Below are 14,966 nucleotides of genomic sequence, written 5' to 3' on the forward strand. Positions count from 1 at the left end.
GGAATGCCCCGGGCGTCCCTGCCGAACCCACACGCCCGCGCTCCACACTATCCTCGTTGCGCAGTCGTTCCCCCGAACGAGCTGGCGAGTCGGCAGCCATACCGCCCACTGAAGAAGGAGTTGACGTGGAGTTCGACGTCACCATCGAGATCCCCCGGGGTCAGCGCAACAAGTACGAGGTCGATCACGAGACGGGACGCGTGCGGCTGGACCGCTACCTGTACACGCCGATGATGTACCCGGCCGACTACGGATACATCGAGAACACCCTCGGCGGCGACGGCGATCCGCTGGATTGCATGGTGCTGCTGCCCGAGCCGGTGTTCCCGGGTGTGCTGGTCGAGGCGCGTCCGGTGGGCGTGCTCATCATGAGCGATGAGGCCGGCACCGACGAGAAGCTGGTCGCGGTCCCGAACAAGGACAAGCGCTGGGATCACATCCAGGACGTCGAGGACATCCCGGAGTTCCAGCGCAAGGAGATCGCGCACTTCTTCGAGCGCTACAAGGACCTGGAGCCCGGCAAGTGGGTCAAGGTCGAGGGCTGGGAGAACCGTGAGAAGGCCGAGAGACTGGTGACCGAGGCGTACGCCCGGTTGAAGGAGCAGGGCTCGCACTGAGTCGCGGGTGAGGGGGCGTGGGCCGGATCGGTTCGCGCCCCTTCGTCATTCTCCGGCTCCGAGCCCGGCGGTGGTGCGGAGCGGTACTTCCTTCCAGAACAGGACCAGGATCAATGCCACCAGCGTGACCGCCGAGGTGGTCAGGAACACCGTGGACAGCGATTCGGCGAATCCGTCCTGGAAGGCCCGCGCGATCTGCGGGGGCAGGTGTTTGATGATCGAACTGTCGCTGAGCACCTTCTCGGTCGGCGCGTTCGAGGTCTCTACCGTCACACCGAGTTTCGACTTGATGTTCGGGACGAGCCGGGTGAAGAGAATCGACAGGAAAACCGCCGCGCCCAGCGTGCCGCCGATCTGCCGGAAGAAGGTGGCGGCGGCGGTCGAGACGCCCATATCCTTGGGCGGCAAGGCATTCTGCAAGGCCACGATGAGCGGCTGCATGAGATTCCCGAGCCCGAATCCCACGCACAGCATGTACAGCACCACGATCCAGAACGGCGTATCGGTGCGCAGATAGTGCAGCAGGAACAGGCCCAGCGTGATCATGGCCGCGCCCAGAACGGTGTACGGCCGATAGCGCCCGGTCCGCGAGATCAGCTGCCCGGACAGTACCGAGCCGAGCATCATGCCCAGCACCATCGGCAGCATCTCCAGACCGCCGACCATCGGGCTCGCGCCCCGCACCACCTGCAAATACTGTGGCAGCAACAGGATTCCGCCGAACATGCCCGCGCCCACCACGAACGAGATGATCACGCCGAGCGCGAAGGTGCGGTTGGCGAAGATGCGCAGCGGGATCAGCGCGGCATCGCCCATGACGGCCTCCACCGCCACGAATCCGAGCACGCCCAGGCCGCCGATGACGTAGCAGAGCACCGAACGTCCACTGCCCCAGCCCCATTCGCGACCCTGTTCGGCGACGATCAGCAAGGGCGTGAGGCCGATGACCAGCACCAGCGCACCCCAATAGTCCACGCGGTCACGGGATTTCTCCCGCACCGGCAGCTGCAAGACGCGCGTCACCACCGCCAGCGTGAACAGGCCGATCGGCACATTGACCAGGAAGACCCAGCGCCAGCCCGCGATTCCGAGAATGCTCTCCTGCCCCGCGAACAAGCCGCCCAGCACCGGGCCGATCACGCTGGAGGTGCCGAACACCGCCAGGAAATAGCCTTGGTAGCGCGACCTTTCGCGCGGGCTCACGATATCGCCGACGATGGTGAGCGCCAGCGACATCAATCCACCCGCACCCAAACCCTGAACGGCCCGGAAAATGGCCAGCTCGTACATGGATTGCGCGAAGGTGCACAGCAGCGAACCGGTCAGGAAGATGGATATGGCGGCGAGGTAGAAAGGCTTGCGCCCGTACATATCCGAGAGTTTGCCGTACAGCGGCGTGGCCAGCGTGGCGGTGATCAGATACGCGGTGGTGGCCCAGGCTTGCAGGGCGTAGCCGTCGAGATCATCGGCAATGGTGCGGATCGCCGTGGAGACGATGGTCTGATCCAGCGCCGCGAGCAGAATGCCGAGCAGCAGGCCACTCAAGATCACCAATATTTGCCTGTGGGTGAAGTCGCCTTCGCCGGTCGACTCGCGCACTTCGGATGTAGCCATGAAGAACCTCCAGCCCCGACCAACCATAGGCCGGGGAACCGGAGGTGCACAGTCCTTTTAGCAGATCCCAGGGGGTTCGGGGCGAAGCCCCTGAGAGCTACGAGAGTCGTTACCTACCCCGGAAACGCGGGGGGCGCTTCTCGAAGACCGCCGTGATGGCCTCGGTGAGGTCCTCCGACGGCAGGAAGGCCGCGTTCCAGGCCGAGACGTAGCGCAGACCGTCCGCGACCTTGCCGCGGTTCGGCTGATCGAGCACGTCCTTGATGCCCTGCACCACCAGCGGCGGGTTGGCGGCGATCTCCCGCGCCATCTCGTGCGCCGCGTTCAGCACCGCGTCCTGATCCTCGAACACCTCGTTGATCAGCCCGATCTTCTCGGCCCGCACGGCGTCGATGTCCTTGCCGGTGAGGGCGAGCTCGCGCACATGCCCCTCGCCGATGATCCCCGGCAGCCGGTGCAGCGACCCGATATCCGCCACGATCGCCACCTTCGCCTCGCGCAGGCTGAACTTGGCGTCCGCGCTCGCCAGCCGCACATCCACGGCCGCGATCAGATCCAGCCCGCCGCCGATGCACCAGCCGGAGATGGCCGCGATGACCGGCTTGCGGCAATCCGCCACCGCCGTCACCGCGTCCTGCATCTCGCGCACGTGCTTCAGGAAGTCGGTGCGCGGCCCGGCCAGGGCCTTGTCGGCCAGCAGCGGCCCGAACAGCGGGCTCATGGCGGGCAGGTCCAGCCCGTAGGAGAAGTGCTTGCCCGACCCGGTCAGCACGATGGCCCGGATCTCCGGGTCGGCATCGAGTTCGCGGAAGACGAGCGGCAGCTCGCGCCAGAAGTCCGGGCCCATGGCATTGCCCTTGCCGGGGCCGGTCAGGGTCACCTGGGCGACGTGGTCCTTGCTTTCTACCTCGAAAGCCTTCCAATCGGTCATCGGTCCAGCGTATCGGGGGTGCCGGTGTCCCGGACAGGCAGTGTTAAAGGTGTGCTAATTCTGCTGGGCCGCACTGTTTTACGCATGGTTGCGGACGCACGATTAGGGGGTCCGCACAAGCTACACCCCCAGTGTGTGAGGTCACGATGTTGATGCATCACGGAATCGGCCTCGACCGCTTCAATCACCTCCCCAGGACCCGGGCCATCCACGCCCTCTACGAATGCTGTTGCAACGTCACCTGGGCCGCGAAGCTGGCCGACGGCCGCCCCTATCCCGGCTACCGAGCGCTGCAAACCGCGGCGACCGCCGAAATCCACGCCCTCTCCCCCACCGATCTGGAGCGCGTCTTCGATTCCTGTGTCCACGAACAGGTTTCGGAGCACTCCACCGCGGAGCTGATCCGCATCACCGAAGCGCGAATCCTGCGAATGCTCGGCCCCGAGGACGGCTATCCCGATTACTGATCCCCCGCACATCCACCGCAATCGCTCTACCCTGGTTGCCATGCGCAGGTCCCTGCCACCGGTCGCGACAAGGGTTTCCGACACCTTGATCCAGCGCGGCCATCACGGGGTGATAGTCACCCAGCCCACGCCCACCCACACCGCGGCCGAGGCGGCGGAAGCCCTGGGCGTGGACGTCGGAGCCATCACCAAATCCCTGGTGTTCCTGCTGGACGAGGATCCGGTGCTGCTGCTGGTCTCCGGCGCGCACCAGGTGCATCTGGCCAATACCGGAAAGCGCCTGGACGGCACGCTGACTCGGGCGCCGGCGGCCATGGTGCGCGAGGTGACCGGGCAGCCGATCGGCGGGGTGGCTCCGCTCGGGCATCCCACCAACCTGCCCACCTTCATCGATAACGCGCTCGCCCGGCATCAGGAGTTGTGGGCGGCGGGCGGGCATCCCAGCACGCTGTTCCGGACCACGTTCGGGGAGCTGGTGCGGATCACCGCGGGCCTGGCCATCGACGTGGATTGAGCGAGATTTCGCACAGCCTGGGAATAAGCGGCCGGGCGCGGGCGTAGGTTCGAGGCGTGAGCGATTCTCCGGTGCCCGGGTCCGAGCTACAGGTGCCCGATGATCTGAGCGGTATCACCGCGCAGCAGTATCGGGCGGCCATGCGGCATTACCCGGCGGGCGTCACCATCGTGACGCTGAACTCGAAGAACGGTCCGGTCGGTTTCACCGCCACCTCGTTCGCGTCCCTCTCGGCCCAGCCACCCCTGATCTCCTTCAATATCGCCCACACCTCGTCGAGCATCGAGGCACTGCGGCACGCCGACTCGGTGGTGGTGCATTTCCTGGGCGAGCATCAGAAACATCTGGCGCAGCGCTTCAGCCGCACCGCCGAGGAACGCTTCACCGACCGGTCGCTATGGAACACCCTGGAGTCCGGCGAGCCGATCCTGCACGGCACGCCGATCTGGGTGCGCGCCACCATCTACCAGCGCATCGAACTGGGCGACCACGATCTGATCATCGGCCTGGTGACTCGGGTCTACGACCAGACCCAGGACACCCCGGCCGCGGGCCCGCTCGTCTACTACAACGGGGCCTACCACCGCGCCGAGATCGCCGACTGATTCACGCCGCCGACGCGGCCGTACCGATCCCGAGCGCCGCCAGCACCGCCGCGCTCGCCCGCTCCAGCCGCCGGCGCACCCTGGGCCGCCGCAACAGCGCCACCGCCCGCGACGCGGCCACCGCCAGCAGCACCATTTCGACTGCGGCCACACTGGATTCGATGGCCCCCAGCGTCAGCGTGTTCACGAAAGTCACGTCGGCGAGAAACTGCGGCAGCACCGCCAGATAGAACAACCCCACCTTCGGGTTCAGCACACAGGACAGCAATCCCGCAGCGAACGCGGAGCGAACCCGCGAATCCGGTTCCGGCACCGCGCCGGACTGCTCCGATTCATCGCCACGACGAGCCAGCAGCGCGCGAACTCCCAAGTACACCAGGTAGATTCCGCCGATCACCTTGAGCGTGCGATAGGCAGCCGCAGACTGCTCCAGCAGCGCCGCCACCCCCGCCGCGACCACCACCGCCCACACGATGCCCCCGGCCGCCGATCCCATCGCCGCCGCCACGGCCTGACGTCGCCCGGCCATCGAAAAGCGCAGGACCAGAAAGGTATCCGGCCCGGGCGTCAGAGCGAGCAAGACGCACAATCCCACAAAGCTCAACAGCAGCGGAAGACTCATGCCCTCTATGCCAACTCACAATGTGATGACCAGGCAAGTCCCACAATGACAAGACCGCTGACCTGTCCCCGACAGGCGGCCATTGATACCAGCGGGACAACTGATTTCGTGAGACCTGGGTAACTCGCCGGGTACGCCCAAAATTGTCTCGGCACCCGACCGCAGGCACGGGTCGACGACGCCGACGTCCCTCAGCCGACCGCTAAATACGCGAAGAGGCGGGGGAGCACTCTGTGCCCAGTTCACGGAAGAGGTCGGTGTTCATGGTGAAGGCGAGTCGCGCTTCGTCGAGGACCCGCTCGACCTCGGCTCCGGCGATCGGCATGGCGTCCAATGCCTCTCGGTATTCGCGCTTGAACGCGGCCGGATTCGAGATGCCTTCGAACACGTAGAACCGCACGCCGTCGCCCTTCTTGGGCAGGTCCCACAGCTTCTCCGCGGTGCCGCGAATGACCTGGCCGCCAGAGAGATCGCCCAGGTAGCGGGTGTAGTGGTGCACCACGTACCCGGCCGGCCACTCGTTCGCGCACTCCTCGATGCGGGCGGCGTAGGCGGCGGTGGACGGCAGCGGGGTCAGCTCGTCGCGCCAGTTCGCGCCGCCCAGGTAGTCGAGGTCGGTCTCGAGCGCGGCCAGGCGGTCCAGCTCGGGGCGCACGAACGGACCCGCGACGGGATCGGAAGCCAATGCGGCGGAATGCTTTTCGAGTGCTTCGTAGACGAACCAGAGCTGCCCGGTGTAGCGGTAGAAGGCTTGGACGCCGAGCTGTCCGGTGAGCAGATCGCGCATGAAGGTGGAGTGCTCGGCCTCGCTGTGCTGCTGTTCGGTCGCGGTGCGAATGAGCGTCGAGAACGGCGTAGCGGCGTCTACCGTGCTGGTCATGGTCGAGCTCCCTCGTGATCAACTCCGGGCGCACTCTTTAGGCCACCCTAACTTCGTCTCCGACTGTACGCCTCAGCAACGATCTCGCGATTCGAACTTCGGCACCCTCCCACTCCAACTTTCGGATGATTTTCGCGGCGGGGTTGACAACCACCCGAGCCATCTGCCAGCCTCTCCAATCAGGTCATGAGTACCAGCGTCAAGCCCTGGCTAGCTGGTCGGCAACCCTCCTCCGCGGTGGGGTGCTCCAGGTGACGACCGGGCCGTAGTCCGACCGGACACGGCAAGCGCGGACTCTCGATCACCTGTTGTGCTGATCGCGCGTCCCATGATCCGACGGGATTTCGTGATGACTGCTTTCGCCGACCAGACCTGTGCCCCGCTCGCCGCCGTCTCCGGCTGCGACCTCCAGGTCCCCCTCGTCCAGGGCGGAACCACCACCTACGCCAACTTCGACTACGCCGCCAGCGCCCCCGCATTGCGGCAGGCCACCGACCGTATTTCGGAGCTGCTGCCGTACTACGCCAGCGTGCACCGCGGCGCCGGCTACGCCTCCCGCGTCTCTACCGACTGCTACGAATCCGCCCGCGGCTCGGTCGCGCGCTTCCTCAACGCCGCCGACGATCAGGTCGTGGTCTTCACCCGCAACACCACCGACTCGCTCAATCTGCTCGCCTCCTGCGTACCCGGCGACACCGTGGTGCTGGATGTGGAACACCACGCCAATTTCCTGCCGTGGGAGCGGCACGGCCGCCGGGTGGTGCCGGTCGCGGACACCATCGAGGAGACGATTCAGCGGCTGGTCGCCGAATTGTGTTCGAAACCCGCTGCGCTGCTTGCGGTTACCGGGGCGTCGAATGTGACCGGCGAACTGCTGCCCATCGAACGCCTAGCCTGGATCGCGCACCAGTGCGGCACCCGCATCCTGGTCGATGCCGCCCAGCTGGCCCCGCACCGCCGCATCGATCTGCGGACCTCCGGCGTCGACTACCTGGTGTTCTCCGGCCACAAGGCGTACGCCCCCTTCGGCGCGGGTGTACTGGTCGGTCGCCGCGACTGGCTCGACGCCGCCGAACCCTACCTGGCCGGCGGCGGCGCGGTCCGCTCCGTCACCAGCGACAGCGTCGAATGGGCTCCGGCCCCGCAGCGCCACGAGGCCGGCTCGCCCAATGTGCTCGGCGTGGCCGCGCTCGCCGCCGCCTGCGATGCGCTCGCCGCCATCGACGAGACCACCGCCGTCGAACACGAGCAGTACCTCACCCATCGCCTGCGCTACGGCTTGAAAACCGTTCCGGGCGTGAACTTCCTGCGCATCTGGCGCGACAGCACCGACGCCGTCGGCATTGTCGCCTTCACCGTCGACGGGTTCGAACCCGCCCAGGTCGCCGCCTATCTCTCCGCCGAGCACGGCATCGGCGTGCGCGACGGCCGTTTCTGCGCGCACCCGCTGCTGGCGCGCCTCGGCGTCGATGCCGCCCTGCGCGCCAGCATCGGCCTCGGCACCACGGCAGCCGATGTGGACCGGCTCATCGATGCCGTCGCCACCCTCGTCGAATCGGGCCCGAAGTGGAATTACGCTCGCACCGAAGGGCATTGGAACCCGGTGCCCGAAACCCGCCCGTTCGGCAGCGGCACCGACGGCGCCGCGCCCTGCGCGTTCTAGAAGACCAGATAGCGGGCGGCGAGCTCCTCGATCAGGGGGTCGCCGTCCGCGACCGCGTCGAGTGTCTCCAGGTCGTCCTGCACCGAGATCTGGCGTGGATCATCCTGATCCGGATCCGGCGCACCGTCCTCGTTCAGTTGGCGAAGCAGCTTGGCACGTACACGTTCCTTGAGGGAATCGGTCATATCCAGAGCATTACCGATTACACGGGAGCTAGCCAGCTACCCCACGGGGTATTTCGGAAAACCGTATAGCCGAGGAGAAAGGCGGCGGCGATCCAGACCGCGCGGGGCGGCAGAATCCGCGGGAGCGCCGGAACTCGGCCGTCGCCGCGCCGCACGCGCGCCAGCCAATTCACCCAGTAGGCGAAGAAGCCGAGGACCAGCGGCAGCACGAAGATATTGCTCTGGATCGCATCGAGAATCCGGCCGTCGGTGAGATTGTGCAGGCCGCGCAGGCCGCCGCAGCCCGGGCACCAGTAGCCGGTCAAGGTGTAGAAGGGGCAGACGCCGTAGGAACCTTCGGCGTGCGGATCCCGGAAATGCAGCAGCGCCAGCGTTCCGGCTGCGGCCGCGCCGGTGAGCAAGGGCAGGCCGACGCTCACCCAGCGCGGGCGGTTCGGGGCTTCGAGCTCGGGCGAGGCGGTGTCCACGAGGATCAACGGTAGCCGCGCGCCCGATCCACGGCCAGGCCGATGACCGGTGCGATCAGCGCTCCGGCGAGCAGGTCGATGACTTCTCCCCAGGCATCCACATCCCCCGCGCGCACCTTCCCGGCTTCCACGGCGCGTTCGTGATCGGCGAGCAGCGCGAAAAGCATTGTGGTGAGGGCACGTAACCGGCGCACCCGCAGGCGCGGCGGCAGTTCGTCCAGTTCCCGCTCGAGGCCCTGCATGATCACCCGCACCGAAGTGCGGTCAGCGCCTTCCAGATTCTGCGCGTCGGTCACCACGGGGTGGGTGTGGATCTGCTCCAGGAAACGCGCGTAATGGTGGGCCCCGTGCCGCTCGCCGAGTTCGAACATCGGGATGACCAGTGCTTCGAGCAGGCCGTGCACGCCCGGTGGCCGCCCCGAACCCGCTTGTTCGGCAAGCAATTCCAGCCGCCGCACCTCCAAGGTGGCCAGCCGCCGCTCGACCACGGCTTCGATGAGCCCGTCCCGGGAGCCGAAGTGGTACTGGATCGCCGAATTGTTCCGCTGTTCCGCGGCCGCGGCGATATCCCGCAGCGGCACCGCCTGCCCGCGCTCGGCGATCAAGCGTTCCGCCGCGGCGATGATCCGCTCCCGCGCGTCTGTCCCTGCCACAGTCAGCAGAGTAGCCGCTCACCAGCACATAAAGAACTCATCCTTGACACTTAAGAGCTAGTTCTTAAAACTGCTTGTAACCGCCGTCACGAGCGGGCATCTCCGAGAAGGACTTACGCCATGATCCTGGACACCTTCCGACTCGACGGCCGCGTCGCCGTCGTCACCGGCGCCGGCCGCGGCATCGGCGCCGCCACCGCGCTCGCCCTCGCCGAAGCCGGTGCGGACGTCGCCATCGCCGCCCGCACCGCCGGACAGCTCGACGAAGTCGCGGGCAAGATCCGCGCGCTGGGCCGCCGCGCCGTCACCGTCACCGCCGACCTGTCGGACCTGTCCGCAGTCAAGGACTTCGCCGAAACCGCCGCCGCCGAACTCGGGCGCATCGACATCGTGGTCAACAATGTCGGCGGCACCATGCCCAACACCTTCATGACCACCTCGCCGCAATTCCTGGAAGACGCCTTCCGGTTCAACGTCTCCACCGCGCACGCCCTCACCCAGGCCGCGGTCCCGCATCTGCTGAAGTCCGGCGGCGGGTCGGTCGTCAACATCACCTCGATGATGGGGCGCACCGCCGGGCGCGGATTCCTGGCCTACGGCACCGCCAAGGCCGCGCTCGCGCACTGGACGCGAATGGCCGCCACGGATCTGTCGCCGCGGATTCGCGTCAATGCCATCGCGGTCGGATCGGTGCTCACCTCGGCGCTGGAAGTCGTTGCGCAGCAACCGGAAATCAAGGCCAAGATGGAGGCGGCCACGCCATTGCAGCGACTCGGTGAGCCCTGGGAGATCGCGGCCGCCATCGTCTACCTGAGCTCGCGCGCGGGCGGCTACGTCACCGGCAAGGTGATCGAGGTCGACGGCGGCATCGAACACCCCAACCTCGACCTCGGCCTGCCGGACCTGTGATCGCTACCCGCACAAAGGATTTGCCATGACATATCGCGTAATCCAGTGGAGCACCGGCAATGTCGGTGCGCGAGCGCTGCGATCGATCATCGCCCGGCCCGAACTCGAACTCGTCGGCGTCTGGGTGTCCAGTGACGCCAAAGCCGGTAAGGACGCGGGCGAACTCGCCGGTCTGGACGTCGAAACCGGCATCGAGGCCAGCACCGACGCCGATGCCCTGCTCGCCCTGAAGCCGGACTGCATCCTGCACACCGCCATGGCCGATGACCGGCTGATGGAATCGGTCGAGGATCTGAAGCGGTTCCTGCGGGCGGGCATCAATGTGGTCTCCAGCAGCCCGGTCTTCCTGCAATTCCCCTACGGCGTGCTGCCCGACGAGGCCATCGCGCCGATCGTCGCGGCCGCCGAGGAGGGCGGAGCCTCGCTGTGGGTCAACGGGATCGACCCCGGGTGGGCCAACGACTGGCTGCCATTGCTGCTGAGCAGCGGCTCCGAGCGGATCGACAAGATCATCTGCTCGGAGATCATGGACTACTCCACCTACGACAATCCCAAGGTCGTCTTCGACATCATGGGCTTCGGCAGCGAGCTCGACGCCCTGCCCATGCTGCTGCAACCCGGCATCCTCACCCTGGCCTGGGGCAGCGTCATCCGGCAGCTGGCCGCCGCCCTGGATATCGAACTCGATTCCGTCACACAGCATTTCGAACGGCTACCGGCGACCGACAAGATCGTAATCGGGGACCGCACCATCGCCCCCGGCACCGCGGCGGCACTGCGCTTCCAGGTGCACGGGGTACGCGGCGGACGCGAGATCCTCACCCTCGAACACGTCACCCGGCTGCACCCCGACCTAGCTCCGGAGTGGCCGCAGCCCGCCGGAAAGGGTTGCTACCGAGTGGAAATCCAGGGCGACCCGGACTATCAGCTCGATCTCCAGCTGTACAGCAACGGCGACCACGCGCTCGCCGGCGTCGTCGGCACGGCGGCCCGCCTGGTCAGCGCCATCCCCGCCGTGGTCGAGGCCCGCCCCGGCCTGCTCACCGCCGTCGATCTTCCGCTCACCACCGGTCGCGGCCTGGTCTCCTGACCCACGCGCCCATCGACCTGCGTGCGATGGGCGCCGAACTCGACGCGCGAGCTGAATTCAATCGGCCGCGCGCGCATCAGCGAAGCGGGCGGCAGCCACGACGGCGACCGCCCGGCCTTCGTGCGCGATGACCACCGGCCCGGTATGTTCACCGAGCCGGGCGAGCGCCGTCCGTACCGGCTCGGTAGTCCCGGCCACCGGCAGCGGCGAGCTCAGATGGTCGCGTACCAGATCCGAATCCGGCACTGCGGCAAGATCTTCCGCCGTGACCGCACCGATGATCTCGGCGACCACGACCGTGTCGGGCTCTTCGCGCTGCAACAGCACCGGCAAGGCGGACGCCGATCGGAGCAGTTCCCGAGCCGCCGCGGCGGTCGCTCCCGAAGGCACCACCCGCGCCACCCCGCTCGTATCAGGTGCGAGCAACTCCCCCACCGTCACCTCGTCGACCGGGCTTGCCAGCGGAAATCCCAAGGCCCCCAGCCATTCATCGTTGTAGTACTTCGACAGGTAGGCCCGGCCGGAATCCGGCGCGATCACCACGACCGTGTCCTCAGGCCCCAATTCCCGCGCGATGCGCAGCGCCGCCGCGATCGACGTCCCCGACGACCCGCCCAGCAGCAGCCCCTCCTCTCGCGCGAGGCGGTGCAGCACTCTGATCGCCTCGACATCCGGAATGCGCTCGATCCGATCCACCACCTCGGGATGAAAAGCCTCCGGCCACAGATCCTCCGCGGTCTCCGGATGCCGGAAATGCCCCACCGCCTCCATGTACCAGATCCGCCCGTCACCCCCGCCGTACACCGAGGTCTCCGGGTCGGCCCCGATCACCCGCACCGCACCCCCCGACGCCTCCTTCAAGAACTCCCCCGCCCCCGTGATCGTCCCGCCGGTCCCCACACCGGCCACGAAATGCGTTACCCGCCCGCCGGTTTGGGCCCAGATCTCCGGCCCGGTAGTCGCCCGATGCGCCGCCGTATTCGCCGGATTGTCATACTGTCCCGCGAACCAGGCCCCCGGAATCTCCTCCACCAATCGCAAAGCGACACTGCGCAAATGCTCCGGATGCCCCACCGGCCGCAGCCCGGGCGTCTCCCGCACCTCCGCCCCGTACGCCCGCAGCACCGCCTTCTTCTCCTGGCTCACCCGATCCGGCACCACCACGATCGTCCGATACCCCCGCGCCGCCGCCAACGCCGCCAGCCCCAACCCGGTATTCCCCGAAGTCGCCTCCACCACCGTCCCGCCCGGCCCCAGCTCCCCGGACTCCTCGGCCGCAACCAACATCCCCAGCGCAGCCCGATCCTTCACGCTCCCACCGGGATTCAAATACTCCAGCTTCACATAAACCGCGGCCCGAATCCCCGCCGTGACCCGATTCAACCGCACCACCGGCGTATGCCCGACCGCCTCCGCGAACGACTCGTACGCCCCCGCCTGGAACTCGACACCGACAGTCACGCCACACCCCTGTCATCCACTGACCCCGGCGAACCCGGACCAGCTCAGATTCCCAGAAACCCACCCCACCCGAACATCTTTCGCCGCACCCGGAATACAACTCGCCGCACCGGCCCCGGCGGCACATCGCCACCGAGTAAGAGCGGAACGGCATGACTCGCCGGTGTCACGGTGCGCCGCCGCAGTGCGGACCGCCGGAACGCAAAACACCCCACTCACTGCGAATCCGCAGGACGAGTGGGGTGTTCGATGGAGCCGCCTGGGGGAATCGAACCCCCGACCTTTTCATTACGAGTGAAGCGCTCTACCGACTGAGCTAAGGCGGCGTGCCTTCCGGCGCTGCGAGTCTATCGTCTCCCGCCCGGATCACGAAAACGGGTGGTCGGACTCCGCCTCGAACGGCCGAGCTCACGTGAGCAGGACACGCTCGGACGGGCGCCCGCGATGCAGTGCCGCCGGGCTATCCGGAGCGGGCGGCTATCAAGGTGGCGGCCATGGCGGCGACGGCGAAGCGGGGCTTGACGTTCGTTTCGAGGGCTTCGCGGCAGTCGAGGACAGCTTGGATGGAGCGGAGCAGGCCCTCGGGGCGGACATCGGTGGCGAGTTCGCGGATCTGGTCGGCCATGTCGGGGTGGGTGAGGGTGACGCCGGATTTGGAGTCGGCGGTGGCCGCTCCGAATCGGACCGCGAGAGCGTCGCGGTAGAGGCCCGCGACATCGATGAGCGCCCGGTCCAGGGCGTCGCGGCCGGTGCGGGTGGCGCGCGACTTCTGGCGTTTCTCCAGGTCTTTGAGGGCTCCGGCCGATCCGCGGGTGGCTCCGGCGGTGCCCTTGCCGGTGCCGCCGGCGCCGAGTGCGGTCGCGAGTTCCTCGCGTTCCTTGTCATCTCGTTCGGAGCTGACCTGTTTGGCCTCATCATCGGCCAGTTTCACCAGTGCGTCGGCCGCGGCATAGGCGGCCGCGGGGCGGGCAGTGGCGGCGACCAGGGCCAGGGCTCGTTTACGCCGGGCCCGGGCCTCCTCATCGGTGGCCAATCGGCGGGCGCGGCCGACATGCCCGCCGCTGACCGAGGCCGCCCAGGTGGCGACCTGATCAGAGAGCCCGTCACGTTCGCGCAGCACCTGCGCGATGGACGGCACCGACGGCGTGGCCAGATGGACGTGACGGCAGCGCGAGCGCAGGGTGATGGAGATGTCCTCGGGGTCCACCGAGGGCGCGCACAGCAGGAAGACCGTCCGCTCCGGCGGCTCTTCGACCACCTTGAGCAGCACGTTTCCGGCGGCCTCGGTCAGCCGGTCGGCGTCCTCGACGACGACCACCTGCCAGCGCCCGGTGCTGGGCCGCCGCGAGGCGACCTGCACGATCTCGCGCATCTCCTTGGTGCCGATGCTCAAACCCTCCGGCACCACCCGGCGCACGTCACCGTGGGTGCCGGCCATGGTCGTGGTGCAGGCATGACACTTGCCGCACCCGGGCGTTCCCGAGTCCGTGCACTGTAGAGCCGCCGCGAAGCACAGCGCCGCCACCGACCGCCCCGATCCGGGCGGGCCGGTGAACAACCACGAATGCGTCATTGCCGACGAGGACCCCGCGCCGTCGCGCGCGGCCACCGCGGCAGCGGTCAGTTCGGACTCGACCGCACCTTGGCCGACCAGCCGATCGAAGACACCCGCCACGTCGTACACCCTAGCGGCCCGCACCGACAGCCCAGCCCGGCCCACCCGCGCGGCCGCGACACACCCCGCCCGCACCCGATCCGGCGCGGGCATCGAACGAATCGGGTGTCAGGCGCGCTGGTAGGTGGTGTTCGCGCCGTCCAGCGCTTCGCGAATGATGTCGGCGTGCCCGGAGTGGTGCGAGATCTCGCGCAGGATGTGCAGCAGGATGAAACGCGCTGTCCACCACATGCGTTCGGGCGACCACGGGGCGGTCGGAATTGGAATGGAGTCGTCCAGGTTGTCCAGCTCGCGAATGAGCTTGGTGGTCTGTTCGACGACCGCATCCCATTCGGCCAGCAGACCCGCCACCGTCTCGTCCGGCCCCATCCGATATTCGGTATCCATACCGGAGACGTCGAACTCGGCGTTCTCGTCCCGCTCGACAATGACCGTGGTCCAATGCCGTTCGGTATTGATGACGTGGTGTAGCAGCCCGCCCAAGGTCAACTCACTGACCGTGCTGCGCTGCCGCGCCTGATCATCCTCCAGCCCACGCAGGGTGATGCGGAAAATCTCGCGCTGTTCGGCGAGCAGGTCGATCAGATCCTCACGGCTCCGGTCCACGGTCATC

The 14,966-nt window shown here is 67.4% G+C and carries 17 protein-coding genes, 1 tRNA gene and 1 riboswitch; of the genes, 7 read left to right on the forward strand and 11 right to left on the reverse strand.

Annotation, left to right across the window (positions count from 1 at the left end):
* Positions 1-125 precede the first annotated feature (125 nt).
* Entirely contained in the window at positions 126-617 is a 492-nt protein-coding gene (gene ppa, locus NI1_RS15550; protein WP_067820427.1) for an inorganic diphosphatase, read from the forward strand.
* Between the two features lie 45 nt (positions 618-662).
* Here ppa and NI1_RS15555 read toward each other — a convergent pair whose 3' ends face one another.
* Together NI1_RS15555 and NI1_RS15560 are read right to left on the reverse strand one after the other, a co-directional pair.
* A complete protein-coding gene (locus tag NI1_RS15555; RefSeq protein ID WP_067820430.1) occupies positions 663-2,231 on the reverse strand; it encodes an MDR family MFS transporter in 1,569 nt (522 codons plus the stop codon).
* 109 nt (positions 2,232-2,340) lie between these two features.
* On the reverse strand, positions 2,341-3,162 hold the full coding sequence (locus tag NI1_RS15560; RefSeq protein WP_067820433.1) for a crotonase/enoyl-CoA hydratase family protein: 822 nt from the start codon (positions 3,160-3,162) through the stop codon (positions 2,341-2,343).
* Positions 3,163-3,308: 146 nt separating this feature from the next.
* Between NI1_RS15560 and NI1_RS15565 the strand changes: the two genes are divergently transcribed.
* The 3 genes from NI1_RS15565 to NI1_RS15575 are packed head-to-tail and all read left to right on the forward strand — an operon-like array spanning position 3,309 to position 4,748.
* Positions 3,309-3,629 carry a 2-oxo-4-hydroxy-4-carboxy-5-ureidoimidazoline decarboxylase gene (locus tag NI1_RS15565; RefSeq protein WP_067820436.1) on the forward strand — a complete coding sequence of 107 codons (321 nt, stop codon included), beginning with the start codon at positions 3,309-3,311 and terminating at the stop codon, positions 3,627-3,629.
* 40 nt (positions 3,630-3,669) lie between these two features.
* Complete coding sequence (locus tag NI1_RS15570) at positions 3,670-4,143, forward strand: YbaK/EbsC family protein (RefSeq protein ID WP_067820438.1); 474 nt, start codon at positions 3,670-3,672, stop codon at positions 4,141-4,143.
* A 56-nt stretch (positions 4,144-4,199) separates the two neighbouring features.
* The gene (locus NI1_RS15575) at positions 4,200-4,748 is read left to right on the forward strand and encodes a flavin reductase family protein (protein ID WP_067820441.1); all 549 of its coding nucleotides are present in this window, start codon (positions 4,200-4,202) and stop codon (positions 4,746-4,748) included.
* 1 nt (position 4,749) lies between these two features.
* On the opposite strand, the gene NI1_RS15580 is transcribed toward NI1_RS15575, so the two are convergent.
* Entirely contained in the window at positions 4,750-5,370 is a 621-nt protein-coding gene (locus NI1_RS15580) for a LysE family translocator (RefSeq protein WP_067820443.1), read from the reverse strand.
* Between the two features lie 202 nt (positions 5,371-5,572).
* Positions 5,573-6,250, reverse strand: a complete 678-nt coding sequence (locus NI1_RS15585; protein WP_067820446.1) for a biliverdin-producing heme oxygenase — start codon at positions 6,248-6,250, stop codon at positions 5,573-5,575.
* A gap of 182 nt (positions 6,251-6,432) precedes the next feature.
* A riboswitch (SAM riboswitch) is annotated at positions 6,433-6,546 on the forward strand.
* A 53-nt stretch (positions 6,547-6,599) separates the two neighbouring features.
* Here NI1_RS15585 and NI1_RS15590 point away from each other — a divergent pair.
* The gene (locus NI1_RS15590; protein ID WP_067820624.1) at positions 6,600-7,913 is read left to right on the forward strand and encodes an aminotransferase class V-fold PLP-dependent enzyme; all 1,314 of its coding nucleotides are present in this window, start codon (positions 6,600-6,602) and stop codon (positions 7,911-7,913) included.
* On the opposite strand, the gene NI1_RS15595 is transcribed toward NI1_RS15590, so the two are convergent.
* The 3 genes from NI1_RS15595 to NI1_RS15605 are packed head-to-tail and all read right to left on the reverse strand — an operon-like array spanning position 7,910 to position 9,218.
* Entirely contained in the window at positions 7,910-8,098 is a 189-nt protein-coding gene (locus NI1_RS15595; protein WP_067820449.1) for a hypothetical protein, read from the reverse strand. The two genes, NI1_RS15590 and NI1_RS15595, sit on opposite strands and share 4 nt — an antisense overlap.
* Before the next feature lie 17 nt (positions 8,099-8,115).
* Positions 8,116-8,565 carry a DUF2752 domain-containing protein gene (locus NI1_RS15600; RefSeq protein WP_067820627.1) on the reverse strand — a complete coding sequence of 150 codons (450 nt, stop codon included), beginning with the start codon at positions 8,563-8,565 and terminating at the stop codon, positions 8,116-8,118.
* 5 nt (positions 8,566-8,570) lie between these two features.
* Positions 8,571-9,218, reverse strand: a complete 648-nt coding sequence (locus tag NI1_RS15605) for a TetR/AcrR family transcriptional regulator (protein WP_157535130.1) — start codon at positions 9,216-9,218, stop codon at positions 8,571-8,573.
* 120 nt (positions 9,219-9,338) lie between these two features.
* Here NI1_RS15605 and NI1_RS15610 point away from each other — a divergent pair, with 120 nt between their 5' ends.
* Complete coding sequence (locus NI1_RS15610) at positions 9,339-10,127, forward strand: SDR family oxidoreductase (protein WP_067820454.1); 789 nt, start codon at positions 9,339-9,341, stop codon at positions 10,125-10,127.
* Between the two features lie 25 nt (positions 10,128-10,152).
* Positions 10,153-11,217, forward strand: a complete 1,065-nt coding sequence (locus NI1_RS15615) for an NAD(P)H-dependent amine dehydrogenase family protein (protein WP_067820458.1) — start codon at positions 10,153-10,155, stop codon at positions 11,215-11,217.
* Between the two features lie 57 nt (positions 11,218-11,274).
* Here NI1_RS15615 and NI1_RS15620 read toward each other — a convergent pair whose 3' ends face one another.
* The 4 genes from NI1_RS15620 to NI1_RS15635 all read right to left on the reverse strand — a co-directional run bounded on the left by NI1_RS15620 (position 11,275) and on the right by NI1_RS15635 (position 14,965).
* Positions 11,275-12,678: a PLP-dependent cysteine synthase family protein gene (locus tag NI1_RS15620; protein ID WP_067820461.1), complete on the reverse strand. Its 1,404-nt coding sequence runs from the start codon at positions 12,676-12,678 to the stop codon at positions 11,275-11,277.
* Between the two features lie 250 nt (positions 12,679-12,928).
* A tRNA-Thr gene (locus tag NI1_RS15625) sits at positions 12,929-13,004 on the reverse strand.
* 134 nt (positions 13,005-13,138) lie between these two features.
* The gene (locus NI1_RS15630; RefSeq protein ID WP_067820630.1) at positions 13,139-14,353 is read right to left on the reverse strand and encodes a DNA polymerase III subunit delta'; all 1,215 of its coding nucleotides are present in this window, start codon (positions 14,351-14,353) and stop codon (positions 13,139-13,141) included.
* A gap of 108 nt (positions 14,354-14,461) precedes the next feature.
* A complete protein-coding gene (locus NI1_RS15635; protein ID WP_067820464.1) occupies positions 14,462-14,965 on the reverse strand; it encodes a DinB family protein in 504 nt (167 codons plus the stop codon).
* Position 14,966: the final 1 nt, after the last annotated feature.

It is taken from the genome of Nocardia inohanensis NBRC 100128 (genome assembly GCF_001612945.1).
Classification (GTDB): Bacteria; Actinomycetota; Actinomycetes; order Mycobacteriales; family Mycobacteriaceae; genus Nocardia; species Nocardia inohanensis.

Coding starts and splice junctions, on each gene's coding strand:
- NI1_RS15590 (WP_067820624.1), top strand. CDS start 6,600: ATGACTGCTTTCGCCGACCAGACCTGTGCCCCGCTCGCCGCCGTCTCC.
- NI1_RS15570 (WP_067820438.1), top strand. CDS start 3,670: ATGCGCAGGTCCCTGCCACCGGTCGCGACAAGGGTTTCCGACACCTTG.
- NI1_RS15595 (WP_067820449.1), bottom strand. CDS start 8,098: ATGACCGATTCCCTCAAGGAACGTGTACGTGCCAAGCTGCTTCGCCAA.
- NI1_RS15580 (WP_067820443.1), bottom strand. CDS start 5,370: ATGAGTCTTCCGCTGCTGTTGAGCTTTGTGGGATTGTGCGTCTTGCTC.
- NI1_RS15635 (WP_067820464.1), bottom strand. CDS start 14,965: ATGACCGTGGACCGGAGCCGTGAGGATCTGATCGACCTGCTCGCCGAA.
- NI1_RS15565 (WP_067820436.1), top strand. CDS start 3,309: ATGTTGATGCATCACGGAATCGGCCTCGACCGCTTCAATCACCTCCCC.
- NI1_RS15615 (WP_067820458.1), top strand. CDS start 10,153: ATGACATATCGCGTAATCCAGTGGAGCACCGGCAATGTCGGTGCGCGA.
- NI1_RS15610 (WP_067820454.1), top strand. CDS start 9,339: ATGATCCTGGACACCTTCCGACTCGACGGCCGCGTCGCCGTCGTCACC.
- NI1_RS15560 (WP_067820433.1), bottom strand. CDS start 3,162: ATGACCGATTGGAAGGCTTTCGAGGTAGAAAGCAAGGACCACGTCGCC.
- NI1_RS15585 (WP_067820446.1), bottom strand. CDS start 6,250: ATGACCAGCACGGTAGACGCCGCTACGCCGTTCTCGACGCTCATTCGC.
- NI1_RS15555 (WP_067820430.1), bottom strand. CDS start 2,231: ATGGCTACATCCGAAGTGCGCGAGTCGACCGGCGAAGGCGACTTCACC.